Source organism: Candidatus Nitrotoga sp. BS (genome assembly GCF_927797785.1).
Classification (GTDB): domain Bacteria; phylum Pseudomonadota; class Gammaproteobacteria; order Burkholderiales; family Gallionellaceae; genus Nitrotoga.
In genome coordinates this window covers 69,807-92,809 of the sequence record NZ_CAKMLL010000032.1, presented here as the reverse complement: position 1 = coordinate 92,809, position 23,003 = coordinate 69,807, and the positions used below count along the sequence as shown (strand labels likewise).

Below are 23,003 nucleotides of genomic sequence, written 5' to 3'. Positions count from 1 at the left end.
ATGATCTCTTGTTTCTTCGGCGCGATTTTCGGCAACCGCCGATTACTGCGCTAACGTTACAACATTTTTAGGGCTTCTTCTTAGCCCAGGACAGGGAATAACCCGCGTATTCCACCCGCAATAAACTCCACCGAAATGGCTGCAAGTACCAAGCCCATTAGTCGAGTAAATACGTCTATGCCTATCTTGCCCAAACGTTGCGCCACCCATGGTGCAATCAGGAAGGTTAGCCAGACCGTTACGCTGAGTAACATAATTTCCAAGCTCATGATTAAATAATGCTCAATGCCGTGCGCCTTGTGTGCCTCCAGAATCACCGCACTGATGGAGCCGGGACCGGCCAGTAGTGGAATGGATAACGGCACGATGGCATGTATCGAGCTTGTTCCGCCCCCAACACTGTCATTATCAGCTTCGATGGATGTGTAGAGGTTGCCATTCAACATTTTGAAGGCCATTAACATCAGCAGAATGCCGCCCGCCACTCGAAATGAGCTGATGCTGATACCGAAAAAAGCGAGTAGTGGTTGGCCTACAAATAACGCAACCAGCAAAATGGAGCATACCGCCAGCGATGCGATGCGGCCAACCTCGGCTCGTTTTGGCGGTGACATGCCGGATGTGAACAGAATGATGATAGGGATGATCCCGATCGGATCAAGGATGGCGAACAGACTGATAAAAATCTTGGTGTATTCGGTGAAATCCAGCATGGCGCTCAGTCAAGAAAATACAGAAAAATTGGTCGAATAAATTCCCGGTAGTTCTCTTTCAAATTTAGGCAGCAACGACGTCGTTCGGGGCAGCCGTTTTTACCCGCTCCAGTACCGCTGCGAAGAAGGCATCGGTGCTGTTCAGTTGTGGCATCAGTTGCAGGCAGTCTTCTGCTTCCAGCGGAATTTTTTGCTGCGCGAGAATTTCTCCAGCAGGTCGTAATGTAAATTCAGGATGGCTGGCAAGAAATGCATCGACTATGGCGCGGTTTTCCTGTGGCAAAAAACTACAGGTGGTATACACCAGACGGCCGCCGGGTTTGAGCAATTTGCTGGCTGAGGCCAGGATAGAGGCTTGCAACTGGGTGAATTCGGTCACGCTTTGAGACGATTGGCGGAATTTGATGTCCGGATTGCGGCGCAGTGTGCCCAGCCCGCTACACGGCGCATCTACAAGAACGCGGTCGATTTTGCCCGCCAGACGCTTTATTTTGCTGTCGTTTTCATGTGCTATGAGTTGCGGGTGCAGGTTGCTAAGCCCCGAACGTTTTAGGCGTGGCTTGAGGTTGGCCAATCTTTTTTCGGATACGTCCAGGGCATACAGCCTGCCTTGAGACTGCATCATGGCGCCCAGCATGAGTGCTTTGCCTCCAGCGCCGGCGCAAAAATCAACAACCATGTCATTGCGCTTGGGGGCAAGAAGAAATCCAAGCAGCTGGCTACCTTCGTCTTGGACTTCTATTTTTCCGGCGAGGAACAGCGGGTGCTTGGTGAGTGAGGGCTTGTCCTTGAGGCGGATGCCGATGAGGGAGTAGGGCGTGGCTTGCGCGTCCATGCCCTCTGCCTGCAATGTTTGCAGCACCTCGTCGCGCGTGGCGAGAAACGTGTTGATGCGCAAATCCAGTGGGGCAGGCTGCTGCATGGAGCGGCCCAGTATGAGGATGGCTTCATCCGTCATTGAAGCTTGCAGTTGTGCGATCAACCATTCTGGCAGTTCGGCCTGCACCGACAAGGATAATTCGGCAAGGTTGATGGCTTTCACTTGCCCCAGCCAGTCGCTTTCATCGCGTTTCAGAAGCGGGGTGAGTTCACGCAGGTTGTAGCCGCTGAACTTGATCCAACAAGCCAGCGCCATGCGACGTGGCGTGGCCTGATCGGTACAGGCGTGTTCCAGAAACAGGCGGTGGCGCAACACGGCGAACACCGTTTCTGCCACTAGCGCTCGTTCGTTGGAGCCAATACGCTCGCGCTTAAAAAATTGGCGCAGCAGTGCGTCGGCGGGATGTTCCAGCGGCAAAATGCTGCGCAGGGCTTGGATAACGAGATCTAGGCGATATTCGGTCAGTAACATAGTTTTAAATTAGGGTAAAAGTACTCGATGAGGTGATGGAAACGATCACGGGAATAGGGGCGAAGTTTACAGGACAGGGCTCCATGACTTTGGAGTTTCTTATTCGTCCGCGACACGGATGTCAGAAATGACAAGATGAAGAGCCATAGTGCTGCACCATGAGAAAGCTTGATGGCAAGGGTGATGCGGCTGGCGGACTGGCCAGGATTCATTTTATAGGTCGTCCAATGATTGCTACTTGAAGTTTATTTTGTTCAACATCTGCGTGATTTTGCCACCGTCAGGCTCGGTGACAGTCATCTTGTAAGGAAAATTGCCGTGTTGTGTTGCCAGCCAGATTTCAGTTCGATTTTCACCCTCTTGCGGCGGGTTGGCTACGTAAAATGTCTTGAATGTGCCAAGCGGAATCGTCATGTTTTGGTCAGGCATAATGCGATAACTGTAATCATCTACCTTGCTGCCGTTAGTCATTTTGAAGTTGAGCTCGGTGGAATTTTGCAGCGGCGCGAACATAAACTGGTACATCGCACTTAGTCGATCTTGAGTTCCATCTGGCAGCGGTAGCGTGCGTTTTCCGGCGCGGTCAGTCAGGGTGATGTGTTTAGTTTTCCAGTCTAAGTCAGCGCGCGTATTGCGTTCAGTATCGAGTTTGCGTTTCTGGATATAAGTGAGTGGGCGTAAGCCTTTCGCTGTCAGGGTGCCTTCGCTGGTGACGTGGATGACCTCTGGTTTGAACATGGCGAGCAAGCCGATTGCTTTGGTTACGCTTTCAATACGGTAGCTATCCTGTGTGCGGGTATAGGTTTCTGTAACGGTAGCAATTTTAATATTGCCTTTGAGTACATCGTAATGTGCGTCAATATGGCTGACCTGCGCGGGCAAGGAAGTAGCTGCGAATAGACCTTGCGGCGTAGTGCTAACCAGTAATAGCAATCCGACTAGATAAATGATGTGACGCATACTTTACTCCATTTCCGGAGAGATTAGAGCGCTACCGGGCTGCTCCAGCCCTTTCATTAGCACCTTGCCACCCGCACTCAGGCTGATGTCGCCGTTGCAGAACCAACGGATAGCCTGCGGAAAAATGCGGTGTTCTTGTTGTAACACGCGTGCCGCCAGGGTTGCCGGGGTGTCGTCCATGTGTACCGACACTGCGGCCTGGATGATGATGGGACCCTGATCAATGTCGCTGGTGACGAAATGCACGGTGCAGCCATGGATCTTCACGCCGTCCTGGAGTGCGCGCGCATGAGTATGCAGGCCACTATATGCGGGCAACAGCGAGGGGTGGATGTTAATAAGCTTGTTTTGATAGCGTGTCACGAACTGAGCGGTGAGAATGCGCATGAAGCCAGCAAGCACGATAAGGTCGGGCTGGTAGCTGTCTATGCAGAGAGCCAGCTCAGAATCGAAAGATTCGCGGTCTGGATGGTTGAGGTGTGCCACGATCCTTGTTGAAATCCCATGCTGTTTGGCAATTTCCAATCCTGGGGCATCGGCTTGATTGCTGATAACCGCTGCTACCCGGCAGGGTAAGTCGGCTTCCAGCAACGCGCGCATGTTACTGCCGTGGCCGGAAATCAGAATAACGATGGATTTTACCGTTACGTTAGCCAATTCGAGTTTGTGATTCATCGCCTGTCCGCGCTTCAATTGTGCCTATGGGCCATACGGTTTCTCCAGCGGCGACGAGCTGGTTGATTGCGGCTGCGGCATCATTTTGATCCACGATGACCACCATGCCGATGCCGCAGTTGAAGGTGCGGTACATTTCTTGTTGGGCCACGTTGCCCTGTTCGCGGATCCATTCGAATAGCTTGGGTGTGCGCCAAGCGAGTCCGTCAATCACAGCGGTGACGTTGGCAGGCAATACACGGGGCACATTTTCCAGCAGGCCGCCGCCAGTAATGTGCGCCATTCCTTTTATCCGAAGGGTTTGCATTAGCGCCAGCAGTGGTTTCACATAGATGCGCGTGGGCGCCATAATGCAATCAGCCAGCGTGCGCTCACCATCAAATTTAGCATTGAGGTCAGACTGGTAGCGCTCGATGATTTTACGCACCAGCGAGTAACCGTTGGAGTGTGCACCGTTAGAGGCGAGTCCCAGCACTGTGTCGCCAGGCCGAATGTCAGCGCCGGTGATGATGTTGGCTTTCTCCACTACACCCACAGCAAAACCGGCGAGGTCATATTCGCCCACCGGATACATGCCCGGCATTTCGGCAGTCTCGCCGCCAATGAGCGCACAACCAGCCAGCTCGCATCCGGCTGCAATGCCTTTGATGACTTCGGTGGCGGCATCTACATCCAGCTTGCCACAGGCGAAATAATCAAGGAAAAACAGCGGTTCTGCACCCTGCACCAGAATATCGTTGACGCTCATCCCAACCAGGTCGATGCCTACTGTATCGTGACGATTCAATTCGAATGCCAATTTCAATTTGGTACCCACGCCATCGGTACCAGACACCAGCACCGGTTCGCGGTATTTTTTAGAAATTTCGACTAATCCGCCAAAGCCGCCTATGCCACTCAGAACTTCCGGGCGCATAGTACGTTTGGCGAACGGTTTGATATTTTCCACGAGACGATCACCTGCGGCTATGTCTACGCCGGCGTCGAGGTAGGAAAGGGTATTAGGTAAGCTCAAGTTGAGTTCTCGCTTTCTTCGGGATACAGTGCAGGCCATCTTGCTTGGGATATTTTACCCCAAATGACCATTCAACGCTTCGCTGCACTGCAAGTGGGAGCTATTTCTTGCTGCGTCATCCTATCCGTGATGGCAGCATTGTTGTCGGATTGAACCATGTCAATGGCATGGCGGTTGTTCATACTACGCGTATTGTGATTAATTTTTATGACGCAATTATTATTAAATATTGCTCCGGACTGGGTACCCACGTTAAGCAATTTCGTACCGGGCCGTAACGTTGAGTTGATTGCGGAATTACAACATGCATTGGTTGGAACCTCAAACGAACGGTGTTTCTACCTATGGGGCGAGGAGGGCTGTGGTAAAAGCCATCTCATGCAGGCAGTGGTGGCGCAGGCACGCGCGTTGGGGCAGTCCGCAGTTTTTGCTCATGGCGCTGTGCCGGATGTGGTTTCAGTGATTGCAGTGGATGATGTTGAGGTGTTAGATGATGCCGCCCAGATTGCGCTGTTCGCCCTTTATAATAGGGTGCGCGAAAGTGGTGGTATGTTGCTGGTCAGCGGTGTAGCCGCGCCGGCTCATTTAAAATTGCGCGACGACCTTCGCACTCGGTTAGGCTGGGGATTAGTGTATCAGGTGCATGCGCTGAACGATGCAGAAAAGATGCAAGCATTGGAGCAGCATGGCCAAGCGCGCGGCTTCATCCTGCCGCGAGAGGTAACGCAATACCTGTTGCGGCATGGGCGGCGTGATATGCATGCGTTGCTCGGGCTGCTGGATGCACTGGACGCGCAGTGTTTACGTTTACAGCGTGCGCCCTCGGTACCATTGCTGAAAGAGGTGATGCAAATTTTTAACGAGGAGTCTGTGTGAACCTTGCACTATTTGATTTAGATAATACCTTGCTGAATGGTGACAGCGATTTCGAGTGGGCTCAGTTTCTCATCGAACAGGGTGTGGTCGAACGCGAACTATTTGAGGCGAAAAACCTGGCTTTTTATGAGCAATACAAAGCGGGTACGCTTGATATTTATGAATTTCTCGATTTTCAGTTAAAGCCCTTGTCGCGTCATGCGCGCAAGGTTTTAAATGGCTGGCGTGACGACTTCATGCAGCACAAGGTGCGCGGCATGATAACTGACCCTGCGCAAGCGTTAGTAGCACAGCACCGTGCGGCGGGGGACGTGTGTATTATCATTACTGCCACTAATAGTTTTGTGACCTCGCCAATTGCACAGGAGTTCGGCGTGGAGCATCTGATTGCAACCGAGCCGGAAGAAAAAGACGGTGAATTTACCGGGAGAGTGGCTGGCGTGCCGTGCTTCCGTGAAGGCAAAATTACCCGGCTGGAAAACTGGTTGACGCAAAAAGGATGGGGCTGGGAAAGTTTTGCCGATAGTTTTTTTTACAGCGATTCCTTAAACGATCTGCCATTGCTGGCGAAAGTGAACAACCCAATAGCGGTCGATCCGGATGCAACATTACGTAAGCATGCAGAACAGCATGGCTGGCGTATTTTGACTTTGCGTTGAGGGCAGGTGCAATATGGCAAGCAGGAAATAACACGATAAATTCATTCTCCTTCCCTCGCCGCTCCCGGTTTTCCTGGGCCGCAGCATGAAGAATGAAAATGTGCGATATGGACGCTAATTAAAAGATGCAGCAAGGTATTGATCACAAATAATTTATGAGGATATGGCTGAAAGGTTTACTGATCAACTATGCCTGACAAAGCGCACGTCAAATCGTGCGTTTTTTATTGATTGCTAATATCAAATAAATAATGCCCCCGCGAATCCTTTTTTCCTTGCTGCTATGCACGGTTCCACTGAGTCTAGGTTTTGGCTTGATGAACGGTTCATTGCCACTTGCACCGATTGAGATGTGGCACGCTTTGTGGGGTAATAACGATGACACTGCTACAACGGTGTTGTGGCAGTTGCGCTTGCCGCGTGTACTGGCAGCATTTGTCTGTGGCGGGTTGCTGGCTTTGTCCGGCGTGCTGTTGCAGGCGCTGCTGCGCAATCCGCTGGCAGATCCTTATATCCTTGGTATTTCCGGTGGTGCGGCGGTGGGTGCGCTGGCCGCCATGTTGCTCGGCGCGGGTTTGGCTGCCACTCAATTATCTTCGTTTACGGGTGCATCGCTGGCTATAGTCACGGTATTTGGTTTGGGCTTTCGACACGGCGAACGAAATATCTACCGCCTGTTGCTTACCGGCGTGGTGCTTTCTGCCGGTTGTGGCGCGCTGATCAGTCTGCTGCTGACATTGGCGCAGGGTGATGAGGTGAAGGGCATGTTGTTCTGGCTGATGGGGGATTTATCCCATGCGCAAGGTTTGCCATTTGCCTGGTTTGTGCTGATGGCAGTAGGGTTGTGTGCCACGGTATTTTCTGGCGGCCTGGATGTGCTGGCGGGCGGGCTGGACAAGGCAGCGGCACTGGGGGTGGCAGTTGGTCGCTGGCAGGCAGGATTGTATTTCGCTGCTGCTGTGCTTACGGTGACGGCACTACAACTCGGCGGTAGCATCGGTTTCGTCGGTTTGATGATACCGCATGCTATTCGCCTTATTGGTATCAGCGCCCACCGCTGGCTCATCCCATTATCGGCATTATTGGGTGGCAGTTTTTTGGTGTTGGCCGATACTTTGGCACGCACGTTGTGGTCGCCACTACAATTTCCTGTGGGTGTATTCACTGCGCTGCTTGGCGTGCCGGTATTGCTGTGGTTATTGAGTCGGCGGAGTTGAGGAAGCCTTGAATAATCTGGTTTTGGAAGCGCATAAACTCACGGTAGCAATAGGCGGCAAGTTGATATGCCGTGAATTTGATATGACGATTCGTCCAGGTGAATGTTGGGGCGTGTTAGGACAGAACGGGGCGGGTAAGACGACCTTGCTACGCACGCTGGCCGGTTTGCATAAACCACAGGCTGGCGTGGTGAGTTTGAATGATGTGGAACTGGCCGCCCACGCTCGGCGCAACCTCGCGCAGCATCTTGGAGTGTTGCTGCAAAGTGAAAGCGGTGAGTTCTGGGGGAGTGTGCAGGAATATGTATTGTTGGGCCGCTTCCCTCATCGTGCCTCGTTGTTCGGTTATAGCGTACAGGATGAAACGCTGGCACAGCAGGCTTTGGCGCAGATGGAGTTGGAAGGGCTGGCACAACGTCCATACAACACATTGTCAGGCGGTGAACGGCAGCGTGCCGCTATTGCCCAGGTGCTGACGCAGCGGGCTCAGTGTTATTTGCTGGATGAGCCATTACAGCATCTTGACTTGCGCCATCAGGCACAGACGATGCAAGTGTTCAGCCGGCTTAAGGAGCAAGGTTGCGCGCTTATGATGGTGTTGCATGACACGTTATGGGCGCAACGCTGCTGCGATCATGTGCTGCTGCTGTTTGCTGATGGTCATGCGTTACATGGCCCAGCGCAAGCGTTGCTGACGCGCGTACACTTGGAGGCGCTGTATCAGTGCCCGTTACGCGAGCTGTCCGTGGAGGGGGAGCGCTGGTTTGTAGCGGGTGTATAATCCGCGCTCCTAAGTTTGTCGCGATTTTTGCGGCATTTCTGTCACAGTAGAAAACAATGATAAAAAAGCTGTTCAAGCGCATATTCGGAAAATCTATCCGCACTCGGATAGAAGGAAGCTGTCACATCATTCCCTTTGATGTTCATGGCGTTAGCCGCGATGGCATTAGCCCCGCTGCGCGCAAGGTGACAGATGGTTTGCAGGCGGCGGGCTACGCGGCTTTTGTTGTGGGTGGCGCAGTGCGCGATTTATTACTCCATCGCCATCCCAAAGATTTCGATATTGCAACTAACGCCACGCCGGAAGAGGTGCGCCGTGTGTTTCGTCGTTCACGCATAATCGGGCGGCGCTTCCGTTTGGTGCATGTCTTGTTTGGTGAAGAAACTGTGGAAACATCCACCTTTCGCCGCAAGATAGAGAGTGAAGATGCAGAAACAGATGAACATGGGCGGTTATTGCGTGACAATGAATTTGGCGATCAGGAGCAGGACGCGGCGCGACGCGATTTTACCGCCAACGCGCTATTTTATGATCCGTCGAGTCAGGAGATTTACGACTATCACAATGGCTATTCTGACATCTGCGCCAATACCCTGCGCATGATCGGTGATCCGGCCGTACGTTACCGCGAAGATCCGGTGCGCATGCTACGCGCGGTGCGCTTGTCGGCCAAGCTGGGTATGAAGCTGGAAGCTGCTACCGCCACACCCATCACACAAATGAAAGACTTGCTTGGTAACGTGCCGCAGGCCCGCTTGCTGGATGAGATGCTTAAGCTGTTGTTATCGGGCCATGCGTTGGAGTGCGTCAAAAAACTAAGATCCATGGATTTACACCATGGACTGTTGCCGATGCTGGATGTGATACTGAAACAGCCTTTGGGCGAAAAATTCGTCATGCTGGCTTTGCAGAATACCGATCAGCGTATTCGTGATGAGAAATCTGTATCGGTCGCTTTTCTGTTTGCCGCGCTACTGTGGCACGAGGTGCTGTCTGCCTGGAAAATGCATCAAGATGCAGGCGAGCGTCCAGTCGGAGCGCTACATGCAGCGATGGACGAGGTGCTCAGCAGGCAGCGGGCGCAGCTTGCCATCCCGCGCCGTTATGATGCGGTGATGAAGGATTTGTGGTTATTACAACCTCGTTTTGGGCAGCGCGGTGGGCAGCGGCCATTTCGCTTGCTGTCTCAGCCACATTTTCGTGCCGCTTATGATTTTTTGCTGCTACGTTGTGAAAGTGGCGAGGTGGATTCGCAACTGGGCTTGTGGTGGGACGAATTTCAGGATGCTACGGAAGAGCGCCGCGCTGAAATGCTATTACCTGACGAAGTGGTCAAGAAACGCCGTCGTCGCAAGAAACCGGCTACTAAAATTGCAGCGGAATTGCCTATCAAATAATGAGTATCAAGGAAGCCTGTATTTCGGATTGGAGAGTAAGTGATACACGTAATTTTGTCTGCTGACTTGCATTAAAATGCGATGGATATTGCTTCGCTGCACGCATCCTGCTGAAATCGCAAAATGGATATTTAAGAATGAATTCCAAGCATAAGGCTTTCATAGGCTTGGGCAGTAATTTGGATGACCCGTGCGAACAGGTGTCACATGCTCTGCGGGCGTTAGCCAGTTTGCCACATACCCGAGTATTGGCGAGTTCTTCGTTTTATCGCAGTGCGCCAATAGGCTATCTCGAACAGCCAGACTTCATTAATGCGGTAGCGCAATTGGAAACCGAACTGAGCCCCCGGTCTTTGCTGGATGCGCTTCTTGGGCTGGAGCGCGAATGTGGTCGCACGCGAGAATTTCGGAACGCACCACGAACGCTGGATTTGGACGTGCTGTTGTATGATGATTTGCGTCATCATGAGCACAGCCTGACCATTCCTCATCCGCAGATGCACCTGCGTGCATTTGTACTGTACCCGTTACTGGAAATTGCGCCGGATTGTGTTATTCCCGGTGTGGGTACGGTGGCGGAAGCACTGCTAGACTGTAAGCAACAGCAATTGGAGCGGATTGTAAATGTTGTTTGATAAATACCGTTACGTAGTAGTCGAGGGGCCGATCGGGGTGGGCAAGACCAGCCTGGCAAGCCGTCTTGCCAAACATTATGAAGCGGCTGAGTTGCTGGAAAAACCCGAAGAAAATCCTTTTTTGGCGCGATTTTATGAAGATCCCGCGCGCCATGCGCTGTCAACTCAATTGTATTTCTTGTTTCAGCGTATTGATGAGGTACGATATTTAACACAGATGGATTTATTTAGTACCAGTACCGTGGCGGATTATTTGTTCGACAAAGATGTGCTGTTTGCCCGCTTGAATCTGAGCGATGAGGAATTTGCGCTATACCAGAAAATTTACCACAACCTGGCGCCGCAAGCGCCTGCACCGGACTTGGTGATTTACCTGCAAGCTTCACCGGAATCTCTGATAGAGCGCGTACACAAGCGTGCCGCTCCTTACGAACGACAGATTACTGATTCCTACCTGACGCGTTTGGCACAGGCTTATAGCGATTTTTTTTATCATTACGACACGGCCCCAGTGTTTATCGTGAATAGTGAAAATTTGAATTTTGTGGATAGTGACGAGGATTTCGCCTTACTGTTGCAGCGTATCGAAGGGATGCGCGGGCAGCGCGATTTTTTTAGTAGAGGAGCATGATGCGAACGACATTGACGTCATTGCAGGCATTACGAGACAAAGGCGAAAAAATCGCTGTGTTGACCTGTTATGACGCCAGCTTTGCGTCGTTACTCGAAGCAGGCGGGGTAGACGTGCTGCTGGTGGGTGACTCGCTGGGTATGGTATTGCAAGGGCAAGAGACTACCCTGCCGGTGACCTTAAACGAGATGGTCTACCACACAGCCTGTGTAGCGCGAGGGTCGAAACAGGCATTCATAATCACCGATATGCCTTTCGGCACCTTTCAGGTCAGCCCGGAAAAGACTTTTGAAAATGCCGCGCGCCTGATGGCAGTAGGCGCACAGATGATTAAACTCGAAGGTGGTGCAGCGATGGCCGAGACTATTTCCTTTCTTGCCGGGCGCGGCATTCCAGTATGCGCCCATATTGGGCTTACGCCGCAGTCGGTGCACCAGATGGGTGGTTATCGTGTGCAGGGTAAGAACGATGCCGACGCTCAGCGTCTGTTGCAAGATGCAGTAATAGTCGAGCAGGCCGGGGCTGGGCTGGTGGTGTTGGAGGCCATGCCAGCGCTGCTGGCCGCAGAAATTACCGCCAATATTTCTATTCCCACTATAGGTATAGGCGCGGGCGCGGCTTGTTCCGGCCAAGTGTTGGTGCTGCACGACATGCTGGATATTTACCCAGGCAAAAAAGCCCGCTTTGTGAAGAACTATATGCATGACGCGCAAAGTATTGCCGACGGGGTGACGCGTTATGTGATTGAAGTAAAATCCGGCGCCTTTCCCGGTGCGGAACACAGCTTCTGAAGAGAACGAGTTTTTGAAGGTTCATAGATGCTAGTGATTCACACCATTGCCGAAATGCGCGAACGTTTGCGAGGCGTAACTGGCATCGCCTTGGTGCCGACCATGGGCAATCTGCACGAGGGGCATCTTGATCTGGTGCGAATTGCACGCCAGCATGGCCAGTTTGTGGTGGTAAGCATATTTGTCAATCCGCTACAGTTTGGTATGAACGAGGATTATTCCAAATACCCGCGAGCACTGGAGCAGGATTGCAAAATGCTGGAACAGTGCGGGGTGGATGTGGTGTTTGCGCCGAGCGAGCGTGATTTATATCCGCAGCCGCAACAAGTGACAGTGGAGTTACCGCCCATTGCCAATGATTTATGCGGTGCTTTTCGCCCCGGACATTTTCGTGGCGCAGCGACGGTGGTGTTGAAGCTATTCAACATTGTGCAGCCGCGCATCGCGGTATTCGGCAAAAAAGATTATCAGCAGCTGTATTTAATGCGCCAAATGACGGCACAACTGAATCTGCCCGTAGAGATTAGCGGCGGCGAAACGGTGCGTGCAGCGGACGGTCTGGCGTTGAGTTCGCGCAACCAGTATTTGAACGTTGCGGAGCGAGCTGAAGCGGTTTTTCTATACCAAAATCTTGTTGGAATTCGTCTGGCCATTATGGATGGTGCAACGGATTTCTTTAAATTGGAACGGCAAGCCATGGAAGTGCTTGCCGCGCGTGGCTGGCAGGTCGATTACGTGACGATACGCGCCCAGTCCAGCTTGTCTAAGCCAACAGCGAGCGAGGGTGATCTGGTCATTTTGGCTGCGGCTAGGCTTGGGCGAACCCGACTGATAGACAATCTGGAGGTCTCAAGGACACCTCCATAAATTCAAGATTCTAAACAAGACAAGGCACGAGTAAAAAATTGAGCGCGGCATGTAGGAGATGTGCAAGCGATAATTTTTTGAGTAACGCCGAATTGGGACGAAATTTGGATTTACAGGGGCGTCCTTATATAATGCCTGCCCTTGTTCTCCCATAGGGGGTGACGCAATGCAAAGAACTATGCTCAAAGCCAAATTGCATCGAGTGCATGTGACGCATTCGGAATTGCATTATGAAGGCTCGTGTGCGATCGATGACGATTTATTGGATGCCGCTGATATCCGTGAATACCAGCAGATCGATATTTATAACGTCACCAATGGTGAACGTTTCACCACTTATGCTATCCGCGCACAGCGCGGTTCCGGCGTTATTTCGGTGAATGGCGCAGCGGCGCACAAGGCCAATCTAGGCGATATTCTAATCATCGCCACTTACGCAATGTATACCGAACTGGAGCTGCAAAACTTCCATCCTCAACTGGTGTATGTGGATGGGCACAATCGTATTATTGCCCAGCGCGATGAAATTTCAGTACAGGCAGCGTAGTAGCCGATTCTCTGATTAGCCATGTGTCTACTTAGAGTTTGTGAGAAATTAAAAAACACTACTCCGTTGGCAGCGAATACTCACAACAAGCGTTATGAGCAGCACTCGCGTAGATACACATCCTTGGCTCGTCTCCAGAGCAACTGATCTGCGTTGATCTCTATCTCTGGTTGTGGCCACAGCAACTACAGCATGCCTGGGGTGATTAGGGCTCTAGCGCTGGCAAGTTGGGCTTCATTTCATTCAGCTCAACTTGCCGCTTTGACGTTCAAGACGGTATCTATCTGGCTATATTATTCAGCGTGCTCTTTAATCGTTAATTTTTGACCAACAACCCCAGCATAAAAAACCACTAGCTTCACAGGAGTCGAGCCAAGATTACGGCCATTGTGAAGGGTATTAATTACCTCCGCCAATGCCTCGCCTGCTTTTAACCGTTTCAGCGCACCGCTTTTTAGTTGAACTTCCAGTTCACCCTCAAGCACTAGACCAAATGATGAAACTGGATGCAAATGCCAGCCTGTTTCGCCGCCAGGCGCAATTTCTATAATCAAGCCAGTAAGTTCAGGCTTGCCCTCAGGATAAATAATTGGTTTGCCGTCCCAACTAGTATCGGTCTTCAATATGACCGATGCTTTCACAGCAGAGGACGTATCAAGAGCGAATGCAGTTGGCTGACAAACCAAGGCGCAAACAACAATGCAAAAATAATTGGCAATTTTCATGAAAACACCTTAATAACAACAGTACGGTTTAAAGCGCTCCAACTTCAATCAATTTGGTCAATCGAGTCTGCCCCATCGATTATTCATGAAGAACAAAACGGTCGCACAGCCATGGTGCCATGCCATTGCGCGTCAACTTAAGCGAGAGGTTGGACGAAGCCACTACGCGGAGGCAACCCAAACTGCGATGCCACGATTTATGCTTCCTCTTCGTCCCCTCGTCTTCTGAGGAGTTGATTTTGCACACAATCATGAGGACACGCCAGCATGAACACAACATTTTCATCGCAATCGCACTTCGACCAGCCGTACCAGACACCTCTCAAGCACCTCAAGCTCAAAGGTTTGCAGCCCAAGACCATCGAGGCGTACTCGCGCACCCTACGCCGCATCGGCGCGCGCTTCGATCATCAAATCGACAGCCTGACCGAGGCACAACTGAGAAAATATTTCACCTAACTGGTGGCGTCGCACTCGTGGAGTACGGTCAAACTCGACCTGTAGGGGTTAAAGTTTTACTGCCCGAACGTCTTGCGCAAGCCTTGGGTCGCGCCCGGACTGATCAACCCTCCGAGGTGCCAACGCCTGCCGGATGTCGTCACGGTCGACGAGAGTCCGGTGGATATTAATCGCCACGCGCGTGGTCAGTTACCGGGTGTGCTTCTTCACGCTGTATAGCCTGCGCTGCGCCTGGGCGAAGGGCTACGGCTGCAATTGGCGGATATCGATGCGGCACGCGCTCGCGCGCATATCCGCGATGCCAAGGGCAACAAGGCTCGCTTCGTGGTCACAATCCAACCTTGTTCGTTATATATTTATGTTTCACTAATTACTAAAACAATAGTAATTATAATAATGTTAGAATGACAGACTGATAAATAGAAAAGCGGGAAATATTCATATGCGAGAGATTCTTACAAACGAAGAAAATGATTTCATCGACCGGCTTGGTTTGATCGCGGAGTCCGGGGGGCTTACGCGAATCAGTGGGCGTATTTGGGGATTGCTGATCGTAACAGGCAAAGCGCACGCCCCTATCGAAATCGCAGAGATACTTCAGATCAGCCGAGCAAGCATCAGCATGGCACTCAAAACGCTGCAGACACTGGAACTCGTGGAGCTGAAAACGAAAGCGGGTACTCGACATACGTACTTTGCGATGCGCGAGCATCCCTATGTGTCAATGCTGCAGGCACATTCAAAGCAGGCGAAGGCAAACACCACCGTTGTAACGAACGCTATGAAGGCAATTCAACGTCCTGAAGCACGTAAGCGGCTGGAAGATCTCGAAACGTTTTATAAAATCATGGATGAGGGGTATCTCAGCATGTTAAGTCGGCTTGAGCAATTAGAGCGTCGATGAGCGTTTTCATGACTAAACGTCTCCGGGCTCAAAAGTCCCGACAATATTGTCCAGAACAATTGATCACGCCCTTCTCAGGCGGGAGGATTCTGATGCTATTGCTGGCAACATTGTTCGTTGGGGGATGTGCAACAGGCCACATTCCGCGAAAAGCTGAAATACCCATGCCAGCCGCTTTCGATAGCGCATCAAAAGGCGCCACGGTGGATTCGCTCGATCATTGGTGGACGCTGTACAACGATTCTCAACTCACTGCACTCACAAATCGTGCATTGTCGCAAGGGTTCAGCGTGCGTGAAGCCCTCGCGCGTCTTGAAGAAAGCCGTGCGCTGAGATCAGTTGCGGTGGCACGATTCGGTCTTCAAGGTAATTTTCAGGGGAACTCTGAATATCGCAATACCAAGATTCTTCAGAATTCCAACGATACGCCGCTTGGTGTTGGCAGCCTAAGCAATGCGGGTGTTACCGAATCGGCCAGTATTAGCCTGCCCGTAAGTTGGGAGCTCGATTTCTTCGGTCGTGAAGGAGAGACTCGACGTGGCGCCGAAGCCGATATCGCTGTTGCCCGATTCGATGTCGAAGCAGCGCGAGCTGCAATAGCCGCAGAAGTTGCACGATCGCTTTTCCTGGCTCGTGGGCTATACGTGCAACGCGATGAAGCACTTGAAACGCTGCGTATCCAGCACGAATTACTTAAAGTTTTGGGCGAACGAGTTAAGCGTGGCCTGTCACCTGCTTCCGAAGCTGACCGCGTCGCTGGCGACGTAGCGCAGGCTGAAGCGCAGACGACCGATCTCGGCGCAGCACTTGCGGCTTCGCGTCGCGCTTTACTTGCCGTAATTGGCGATGGCACTGATCCACTCGCCAGCATGGATGTAACACCTACGCTTGCCATAGTGCCTACCGTGCCTTCGGCGCTACCGTCTGATCTACTGGCACGCAGACCCGACGTGCGGATGGCGGTCGCACGTATACAGAGGGCGGCGAGCGATGTACGTCTTGCCGAACTTGATTTTTTCCCTCGGCTGACGCTAAATCCTGGCGTCGGATTATCGGCACAACGTGGCACGTTTGCTACAACTGCCAGCTTTTGGTCGATAGCTGCAGGTTTGACTGTCCCTATTCTCGACCACCGCCGTCTGCGAGCCCAGCTTCAAGCCAAGAGCCTGAAGGGCGAGCAGGCTGTGCTTGCTTACGAGCGTATTGTAAAGACGGCGTTTTCCGAGGCAGATCAATCATTGTTGCGACTCAAGGCAGATCGCCAGCGTGTCATTTTGCTGGTTATGGGCGAGATGCGATCACGCAAGGCCTACGACGCCGCGCTTAAGCGCTATGAATTGGGTTTCGCCGATCTGCAGGAACTCCTTGACGCAGAAAGAGCCTGGAGGGCGACTCGATCTGCCCTGACAACAGCCCGACTCGACTCACTTCAACGATCCGTTCAGGTATTCCAGTCTCTGGGCGGTGGGTGGAATGCCATGCCGGTAAGCAATATTCTTTCGAAAGCAGAAATAAATGAATAGTCAATTATGGGCATTAGCTATGTCAGCCGCGTTGATGCTTTTCGGGGGATGCTCGAAAAAATCAGCGCTTGACGTTACTGCATCAAAGACTTCTGACGCGCGATCAGTCAGCGTTGCTCAAGTCGTTCTTCGTCCGATGGCGGGGATATTTGCCGCATCCGGTCTATTGATACCACGCGAGGAGGCTGCCGTCGGATCGGAACTTTCTGGATACAAGGTCGCCAATGTATTGTTTGAGGAAGGCGCATTGGTTAAAAAGGGTGAGCCTCTTGCGATTCTTGATTCCGCGCTGTTACAGGCAAAGATTATTCAAGCAGGGGCTGGGGTCGAGCAATCCAAGGCACAAGCTGCGCAAGCAAGAAGCGAAGCCGACCGGGTGGCCGGTCTTGATGGCACTGGAATATTGTCCGATGAGCAGATCAATAGTCGTCGCTCCCAGTCGAAGACCGCCAACGCTGCGGTTAAAGTTGCCGAGGCGCAACTTAACGATCTGCACACTCAAGAAAGGCGTATGGTCATCCGTGCACCCGTTTCAGGAACGATACTTCAGCGTAGCGTACGCCCAGGCGATATCGCAAGTCCCAGCCAAGTCATGTTCCGGATTGCGCGCGACGAGTTAATCGAATTGGACGCCGAAATTCCAGAGTATGTACTGGCCAACATATCAGTGAATAACAAGGTTACGGTTACGCTGTCTTCCGGTACAGAACTGACAGGAATCGTCCGCCTTATTTCGCCACGGGTTGATCCGCAGACGAAGTTGGGACGCGTGCGGGTACGTCTCCCACAAAATTCGGAATTGCGAGCAGGAGGTTATGCCCGTGCCGAGTTTACCCGTGCGGCTATTCCTGTTTCTGCAGTTCCGGAGAAAGCAATCCAGTTCGAAGCCAGTGGCCCGTTGATCGTGGTCATCGACAAGAGTAACCACGCTCAACGGGTTTCGATCAAGACTGGCGCACGCACAGACGGTTTTGTGGCAATCGAGCAAGGCCCGCCTGTAGGCACGCTTGTTGCCCTTGGGGGCGGCGCTTTCCTGCTTGACGGGGATTCCGTCGAGCCAGTTGCGCCGAATACGAAAACTATAGAAGCGCCTCCAGGGAAGAAATTATGAACCTGCGCATTTCCAGCTGGGCAATCCGCAATCCGATTCCGGTTATTGTCCTGTTCCTCGCGCTGCTCATCGCGGGTGTTGCCGGCTACCGTTCGCTTCCGGTCAAGCTCTACCCGGACGTTTCTTTTGCAATCGTACAGGTCAGCGTCACGCTTTCGGGAGCGGCGGCGAGCGAAGTAGAAACGCAAATTACGCGTGCGGTAGAGGCGGCAGTCTCGAATGTTGCGGGAGTCAAGCATTTGCGATCCGCAGTATCGCAGGGACTGTCGACCACGACAGTCGAATTCGAGATCGGTATAGACCCGCAAAAGGCCACGGACGAGGTGCGAGCGGCAATTGATCGCATACGCAGCAATTTACCGCGCGGCATCGAACAACCTATTGTGCAGCGTTTCGATGTCGATTCCGCTCCGATCGTTACTTATGCCGTCGCTACGGATACGATGTCCGATGTCGAGCTAAGCTGGTTTGTTGACGATACGATTGCGCGACGTCTGATAACGGTCAGTGGCGTTGCTCAAATCAGGCGAGTTGGCGGAGTCGACCGCGAAATCAACGTGACGCTCGATCCTGGGCGCATGGACGCCCTTGGACTGAGCGCACCGCAGATTAACAATGCGCTTCGTGCTGCAAGCACAGACGTGCCGGGCGGGCGCTCTGAGTTGGGCGGGCGCGAGCAGACCGTACGCGTACTTGGTGCGGCTGAAACGACGCGCGCCCTTGGGGATATGGTTGTTTCTACGGGTATTGGACGCGAAGTTCGTCTCTCTGAAGTAGCGACTGTGGCAAGCGGAGCTGCTGAGCGGCGCGGATATGCTGAACTGAATGGGCGGCCTGTTGTCGGTTTTCAGGTCATGAAAACCCCAGCGGCCTCCGACGTAGCTGTCGCCCGTGCGATCGCTCAGATGACCGAGCAGCTGGCAAAAAACTATGCCGGAGTAACCTTTAAACGCATCGTGTCAACCGCCACCAGCACGCAAAATAGTTATACCGCTACACTTGAAGCGCTGATCGAAGGCATGGCGCTTGCCGCGCTGGTCGTTTTATTGTTTCTGCGCAACTGGCGTGCGACCGTCATCACTGCAATTGCAATGCCGATTTCGCTCATTCCGACATTTGCAGTAATGAGCTATATGGGATTCAGTCTTAACATGATTACTCTCCTTGCGCTTACGCTTGTGATTGGCATCCTGGTTGATGATGCCATCGTGGAGATCGAGAATATCCAGAAGCGCGTCGAATTGGGCGAAAGTCCCTACGAGGCAGCACTGGTGGGCGCAGATGAAATCGGACTCGCTGTTGTCGCCACTACGCTGACAATTGTTGTCGTGTTCCTTCCGGTTTCAATGATGGGCGGCTTTGCAGGACAATTTTTCAAAGAATTTGGTTTTACTGTCGCAATTTCGGTTCTTTTCTCGCTACTGGTCGCGCGACTGCTGACACCGCTACTGGCGGCATACTTCCTCAAACCGTCAAGCAATCCACACGAGCGCAAACCATTTCAAGGCTTTTATCGAAAAGCGCTAGACTTCGCGCTGGCGCATCGCTGGCTGTCGATCGGCGCTGGCGGCGCGCTGTTTATCGGGTCGATTCTGCTCGTCGCACTATTGCCCACCGGTTTCACGCCGCCCCAGGATAGCGGCATCGTGGGACTCTCTATCGAAGGCGCGCCTGGCGCTACACTGGCGGATATGCGTCGCAGTACCCAATTGTTGACACGCAAGCTCACGGCTCTACCTGATGTTGAGACTGTTTTTACGAGTGTGGGGTCAGGCGGCAGCTATGGCGATTTGAGCTCGGGAACTGTTACGGTGCTATTGAAAAAGGAGCGATCCCAAACGACTCAGGCGTTTCAGGCTGGTCTGAATTCGTTGCTATTGTCAGTTCCCGATGTCCGGCTTGGATTTTCTGCCACCGGTGAAGGCGGCAGCACAACGGTTCAAGTTATTCTCGCGGGCGAGAACGCAGATCAACTCGCGGAGGCCGCTCTGACGCTAGAGCGTCAGATGCGAAGCCTTACTCAGCTGAGTAATGTCCATCAGGTAACGCCACGACCGGGATCAGAGCTGATCATCACGCCCAAACCGGCCGAGGCTGCAAGGCTCGGCGTCAATTCAGATGCGCTCGGGTCTATCGCCCGAGTGGCGACGCTCGGCGATATTGATGCCAATACGGCTAAGTTTAATAGCGGCGAACAAAGGCTGCCCATACGCGTTCGTCTGTCAGGCGATGCACGCGCCAATCTGGAAACATTACACAATCTCAAGGTGCCGACTTCTAGCGGAACTTCAGTTCCGCTGTCTGCCGTCGCAGAAATTCGTTTTCAGCCGGGCGCCTCAAAAATAGATCGCTTTGATCGTAAACGCCGCGCGATGATTGAAGGTCAACTCAATGGAGCGTCGCTTGGGGAAGCCAACGAAGCAATACAAAAGCTTCAGATCATGAAAAATCTCCCCGCCAGTGTGACGCAGCCGGCGTATGGCCAGAGTGAGAATATGAATGAGCTCTTCGGGAATTTTGGTGCGGCCATTTTAGCCGGTGTCGGCCTGATCTTCGGCGTGTTGATCCTGTTGTTCAAGAGCTTTTTCAAGCCAGTGACGATACTTGCTGCGTTGCCGCTGTCGCTTGCAGGTGCTTTTCTTGGTCTGCTGATAGCACGCAGCGAACTTGATCTTTCTGCCTTGATCGGCTTGCTTATGCTTATGGGGTTGGCCGCGAAAAATTCGATCTTGCTTGTGGATTTCGTTATAGAAGAGGAGCGCAAAGGTGTTTCGCAAAAGGACGCGCTCATCCGCGCATGTCGCGAACGGTCACGCCCTATCGTCATGACGACCGTGGCCATGGCGGCCGGTATGCTTCCGACCGCGCTGGCACTCGGTGAAGGTTCCGAGTTCCGGTCGCCGATGGCGATTGCTGTCATCGGTGGTTTAATTAGTTCTACTGTGCTTTCACTAGTGCTTGTTCCGGTGGTCTATGAACTTGTTGACGACTTCGAAATGTGGATTAAACCCCGGTTGGCTAAGTTCGTTGTAGCCCGCAAAAAAACTGGTGTGGACATCAAAAACGAGGAGGAGCGTAAAACCCGCGCAGCAATTATTGTTTCCACGCCAGATACGAATGCGACTTTATGATGAATACAAAGAGCACTATGGACACTATATTGAGCCGAGAGCACAACAATTCTGGTCAAGGCTGTTTGTTTGCACTCCCTTTTACCATGGCAATTCTGGTCGCTTGCTTTCAGGCGAGCGCTGTGGCCGCTGAACTTGGCATCGACTGCAAATCCATAGATGATGATTCAGTGCGTCTTACCTGTTATGACCGGTTGTCGGGACGAGCTGTTCCACAAAAACACGAATCGCTGGCTCCAACTGAACCTATACCGATACAAGCGTCGAAATCGGACATCGGGACGTCTAGTTTGCTCACAAACAAAAATACGCCCCCAGTGTTGACGCTGGCGAATACGTGGGAGCTAAATGCGGCCGACAAACGAGGCACCTTTAAACTGCTTCCGCACAAGTTGAATTACCTGCTCCCGGCGCGTTACTCGACGAGTCCCAATGTGAGACCAAACAGCCCGACGCGGGGCGGCGGGCTAAACACTGATTTGCCCATTCAGGCGACTGAGGCGAAATTTCAGTTCAGTTTCAAGACCAAGGCCTGGGAAAACATCTTTGGCGACAATGGTGATCTGTGGCTGGGATATACACAGCAATCGAATTGGCAACTCTACAATAATAAAAGTGGTGTTTCAGCTGCTTTCCGGGAGTCGAATTACGAGCCGGAGGCAATACTTGCCTTGCGCACTGATCGTAACGTTCTGGGGTGGCACTGGCAGATGCTTAATTTAGGATTCGTTCATCAATCAAACGGCCATGCGCTACCGTTGTCGCGCAGCTGGAACCGTGTTTACGCGCAATTCGGTTTCGAGCGTGACAATTTCACGATCCTCGCGCGGCCGTGGATACGTGTTCCAGAAAGATCTTCCCGCGACGATAACCCGGATATCCATAAATACATGGGTTCAGGCGATCTGCGCGTGGCATATCATCGAGCGGGGCACGTTTTGTCCGCGCTTGGCCGCTACAGTCTCTCGGATGGGCACGGTGCACTCCAGCTCGAATGGGCATTCCCTATTTCCGGAGCGCTGCACGGCTATGTGCAGGCAATTTCCGGTTATGGCGAAAGTCTGGTCGACTACAACCATGCTCAAACTACACTCGGTGTGGGAATTCTGCTTTTGCCATGGCAGTAACCAACGCACGAGGAATAACACATTGCGCGCTACAGCTCACAAAAAAGATGAAGAGCCATGAGCCATTGTCACCGATTGAACCACTGACGCGATAGGAGCATTCCGTTTCGAAGCGTCTTACAAAAGGAGATCAACATGATCAATCTGATGGAAACACCCAAGCAAATAGTCGCCGTCCAACTCAAAGGCGAAATTTCTGCGGAGGATATCGCCAGAATCGCGAAAACGGTGGAGGAAGCGCTGTCCGCTCATGGCCGTATCGGTCTAGTTGTCGACTTCACACAGTTTGTTGACGCTACCGAACAGGCGATTCGAGACGATATGCGTTTCGAATTCGGCATGTTGGAGCACATGAAGAAGCTAGCCGGTGTAGCGATTGTCACCGACAAAAAATGGATGGGTATGCTCATGCGTTATGCAGGTCACCTGATGCCTAGCATCGATCTGAAGATTTACGCCGCAGGCGAGATTGACGCAGCCATCGCCTGGATCGAGAAGGCTGTAACGAAGAAACCGACTCCCGCAGGCCCTGCGATCACACGTATTCCCACAGATGCGGATAACGTCTACGCCTTCGAGATCGACGGCATTATCTCTGTTGCTGATTTGCCCGTGATGACCGACGAGCTGAATGGCTTCCTGGATGCGCATTCCAAAGTAAGCATGCTAGCCCGAATCAAACACTTCGGGTTTGATCCTGCGATTTACTTTCAGGGCGATTTGCTGTCGACCAAGCTCAACGCGATGAAGAAGCTGGAGCGTTACGCCATCGTAGGTGCGCCACAATGGATGCAGAAGGCTATCGACGCCCTGAGTCCGATGCTTTCGGGGATAGAAATTCGAGCCTTTGCCAACGATAAAGAGAACGAAGCCTGGTCGTGGATCGGCACCCAGGCGAAGTAAGTCAT

23 protein-coding genes are annotated in these 23,003 nt (G+C 52.4%); 17 read left to right on the top strand and 6 right to left on the bottom strand.

Annotated features, from left to right (window positions below; all coding sequences use genetic code 11):
- Positions 1 to 80: 80 nt before the first annotated feature.
- The 5 genes from MJ769_RS02815 to purM all read right to left on the bottom strand — a co-directional run bounded on the left by MJ769_RS02815 (position 81) and on the right by purM (position 4,753).
- Positions 81 to 713, bottom strand: a complete 633-nt coding sequence (locus MJ769_RS02815; protein ID WP_239234325.1) for an NAAT family transporter — start codon at positions 711 to 713, stop codon at positions 81 to 83.
- 64 nt (positions 714 to 777) lie between these two features.
- Positions 778 to 2,064 (bottom strand): RsmB/NOP family class I SAM-dependent RNA methyltransferase, encoded by a 1,287-nt coding sequence (locus MJ769_RS02810; RefSeq protein ID WP_239234324.1) that lies wholly within the window; start codon positions 2,062 to 2,064, stop codon positions 778 to 780.
- Positions 2,065 to 2,298: 234 nt separating this feature from the next.
- Positions 2,299 to 3,024: a DUF3108 domain-containing protein gene (locus MJ769_RS02805; RefSeq protein WP_239234323.1), complete on the bottom strand. Its 726-nt coding sequence runs from the start codon at positions 3,022 to 3,024 to the stop codon at positions 2,299 to 2,301.
- Positions 3,025 to 3,027: 3 nt separating this feature from the next.
- Entirely contained in the window at positions 3,028 to 3,699 is a 672-nt protein-coding gene (purN, locus tag MJ769_RS02800; protein WP_239234322.1) for a phosphoribosylglycinamide formyltransferase, read from the bottom strand.
- Positions 3,674 to 4,753 (bottom strand): phosphoribosylformylglycinamidine cyclo-ligase, encoded by a 1,080-nt coding sequence (gene purM / locus MJ769_RS02795; RefSeq protein ID WP_239234321.1) that lies wholly within the window; start codon positions 4,751 to 4,753, stop codon positions 3,674 to 3,676. Before purM ends, purN begins: the two co-directional genes overlap by 26 nt.
- A 168-nt stretch (positions 4,754 to 4,921) precedes the next feature.
- Between purM and hda the strand changes: the two genes are divergently transcribed.
- The 10 genes from hda (at position 4,922) to panD (ending at position 13,115) form a co-directional block, all read left to right on the top strand.
- Positions 4,922 to 5,590 carry a DnaA regulatory inactivator Hda gene (hda, locus tag MJ769_RS02790; RefSeq protein ID WP_239234320.1) on the top strand — a complete coding sequence of 223 codons (669 nt, stop codon included), beginning with the start codon at positions 4,922 to 4,924 and terminating at the stop codon, positions 5,588 to 5,590.
- Positions 5,587 to 6,249 (top strand): HAD family hydrolase, encoded by a 663-nt coding sequence (locus MJ769_RS02785; RefSeq protein ID WP_239234319.1) that lies wholly within the window; start codon positions 5,587 to 5,589, stop codon positions 6,247 to 6,249. Before hda ends, MJ769_RS02785 begins: the two co-directional genes overlap by 4 nt.
- 251 nt (positions 6,250 to 6,500) lie before the next feature.
- The gene (locus MJ769_RS02780) at positions 6,501 to 7,466 is read left to right on the top strand and encodes a FecCD family ABC transporter permease (protein ID WP_239234318.1); all 966 of its coding nucleotides are present in this window, start codon (positions 6,501 to 6,503) and stop codon (positions 7,464 to 7,466) included.
- A 7-nt stretch (positions 7,467 to 7,473) separates the two neighbouring features.
- Entirely contained in the window at positions 7,474 to 8,247 is a 774-nt protein-coding gene (locus MJ769_RS02775) for an ABC transporter ATP-binding protein (RefSeq protein ID WP_239234317.1), read from the top strand.
- A 56-nt stretch (positions 8,248 to 8,303) separates the two neighbouring features.
- Positions 8,304 to 9,644, top strand: coding sequence for a polynucleotide adenylyltransferase PcnB (gene pcnB / locus MJ769_RS02770; RefSeq protein ID WP_239234316.1), 1,341 nt, complete (start codon positions 8,304 to 8,306; stop codon positions 9,642 to 9,644).
- Between the two features lie 137 nt (positions 9,645 to 9,781).
- The gene (folK, locus tag MJ769_RS02765) at positions 9,782 to 10,279 is read left to right on the top strand and encodes a 2-amino-4-hydroxy-6-hydroxymethyldihydropteridine diphosphokinase (protein ID WP_239234315.1); all 498 of its coding nucleotides are present in this window, start codon (positions 9,782 to 9,784) and stop codon (positions 10,277 to 10,279) included.
- Entirely contained in the window at positions 10,269 to 10,910 is a 642-nt protein-coding gene (locus tag MJ769_RS02760; protein ID WP_239234314.1) for a deoxynucleoside kinase, read from the top strand. Before folK ends, MJ769_RS02760 begins: the two co-directional genes overlap by 11 nt.
- Positions 10,910 to 11,701 (top strand): 3-methyl-2-oxobutanoate hydroxymethyltransferase, encoded by a 792-nt coding sequence (gene panB / locus MJ769_RS02755; protein WP_239234330.1) that lies wholly within the window; start codon positions 10,910 to 10,912, stop codon positions 11,699 to 11,701. Before MJ769_RS02760 ends, panB begins: the two co-directional genes overlap by 1 nt.
- Before the next feature lie 27 nt (positions 11,702 to 11,728).
- Positions 11,729 to 12,568 (top strand): pantoate--beta-alanine ligase, encoded by an 840-nt coding sequence (panC, locus tag MJ769_RS02750; protein WP_239234313.1) that lies wholly within the window; start codon positions 11,729 to 11,731, stop codon positions 12,566 to 12,568.
- A 166-nt stretch (positions 12,569 to 12,734) separates the two neighbouring features.
- Positions 12,735 to 13,115 carry an aspartate 1-decarboxylase gene (gene panD, locus MJ769_RS02745; RefSeq protein ID WP_239234312.1) on the top strand — a complete coding sequence of 127 codons (381 nt, stop codon included), beginning with the start codon at positions 12,735 to 12,737 and terminating at the stop codon, positions 13,113 to 13,115.
- Positions 13,116 to 13,408: 293 nt separating this feature from the next.
- Here panD and MJ769_RS02740 read toward each other — a convergent pair whose 3' ends face one another.
- Complete coding sequence (locus tag MJ769_RS02740; RefSeq protein WP_239234311.1) at positions 13,409 to 13,840, bottom strand: cupin domain-containing protein; 432 nt, start codon at positions 13,838 to 13,840, stop codon at positions 13,409 to 13,411.
- A 267-nt stretch (positions 13,841 to 14,107) separates the two neighbouring features.
- On the opposite strand from MJ769_RS02740, the gene MJ769_RS02735 reads away from it, so the two are divergent.
- The 7 genes from MJ769_RS02735 to MJ769_RS02705 all read left to right on the top strand — a co-directional run bounded on the left by MJ769_RS02735 (position 14,108) and on the right by MJ769_RS02705 (position 22,998).
- Entirely contained in the window at positions 14,108 to 14,299 is a 192-nt protein-coding gene (locus MJ769_RS02735) for a phage integrase N-terminal SAM-like domain-containing protein (RefSeq protein ID WP_239234310.1), read from the top strand.
- A 442-nt stretch (positions 14,300 to 14,741) separates the two neighbouring features.
- The gene (locus tag MJ769_RS02730) at positions 14,742 to 15,203 is read left to right on the top strand and encodes a GbsR/MarR family transcriptional regulator (protein WP_239234309.1); all 462 of its coding nucleotides are present in this window, start codon (positions 14,742 to 14,744) and stop codon (positions 15,201 to 15,203) included.
- Positions 15,204 to 15,211: 8 nt separating this feature from the next.
- The gene (locus tag MJ769_RS02725; RefSeq protein WP_239234308.1) at positions 15,212 to 16,726 is read left to right on the top strand and encodes an efflux transporter outer membrane subunit; all 1,515 of its coding nucleotides are present in this window, start codon (positions 15,212 to 15,214) and stop codon (positions 16,724 to 16,726) included.
- Complete coding sequence (locus MJ769_RS02720; RefSeq protein WP_239234307.1) at positions 16,719 to 17,837, top strand: efflux RND transporter periplasmic adaptor subunit; 1,119 nt, start codon at positions 16,719 to 16,721, stop codon at positions 17,835 to 17,837. Before MJ769_RS02725 ends, MJ769_RS02720 begins: the two co-directional genes overlap by 8 nt.
- The gene (locus MJ769_RS02715) at positions 17,834 to 20,968 is read left to right on the top strand and encodes an efflux RND transporter permease subunit (protein WP_239234306.1); all 3,135 of its coding nucleotides are present in this window, start codon (positions 17,834 to 17,836) and stop codon (positions 20,966 to 20,968) included. Before MJ769_RS02720 ends, MJ769_RS02715 begins: the two co-directional genes overlap by 4 nt.
- A gap of 17 nt (positions 20,969 to 20,985) precedes the next feature.
- Positions 20,986 to 22,095: a phospholipase A gene (locus MJ769_RS02710; RefSeq protein WP_239234305.1), complete on the top strand. Its 1,110-nt coding sequence runs from the start codon at positions 20,986 to 20,988 to the stop codon at positions 22,093 to 22,095.
- 135 nt (positions 22,096 to 22,230) lie between these two features.
- The gene (locus tag MJ769_RS02705; protein WP_239234304.1) at positions 22,231 to 22,998 is read left to right on the top strand and encodes a SpoIIAA family protein; all 768 of its coding nucleotides are present in this window, start codon (positions 22,231 to 22,233) and stop codon (positions 22,996 to 22,998) included.
- Positions 22,999 to 23,003: the final 5 nt, after the last annotated feature.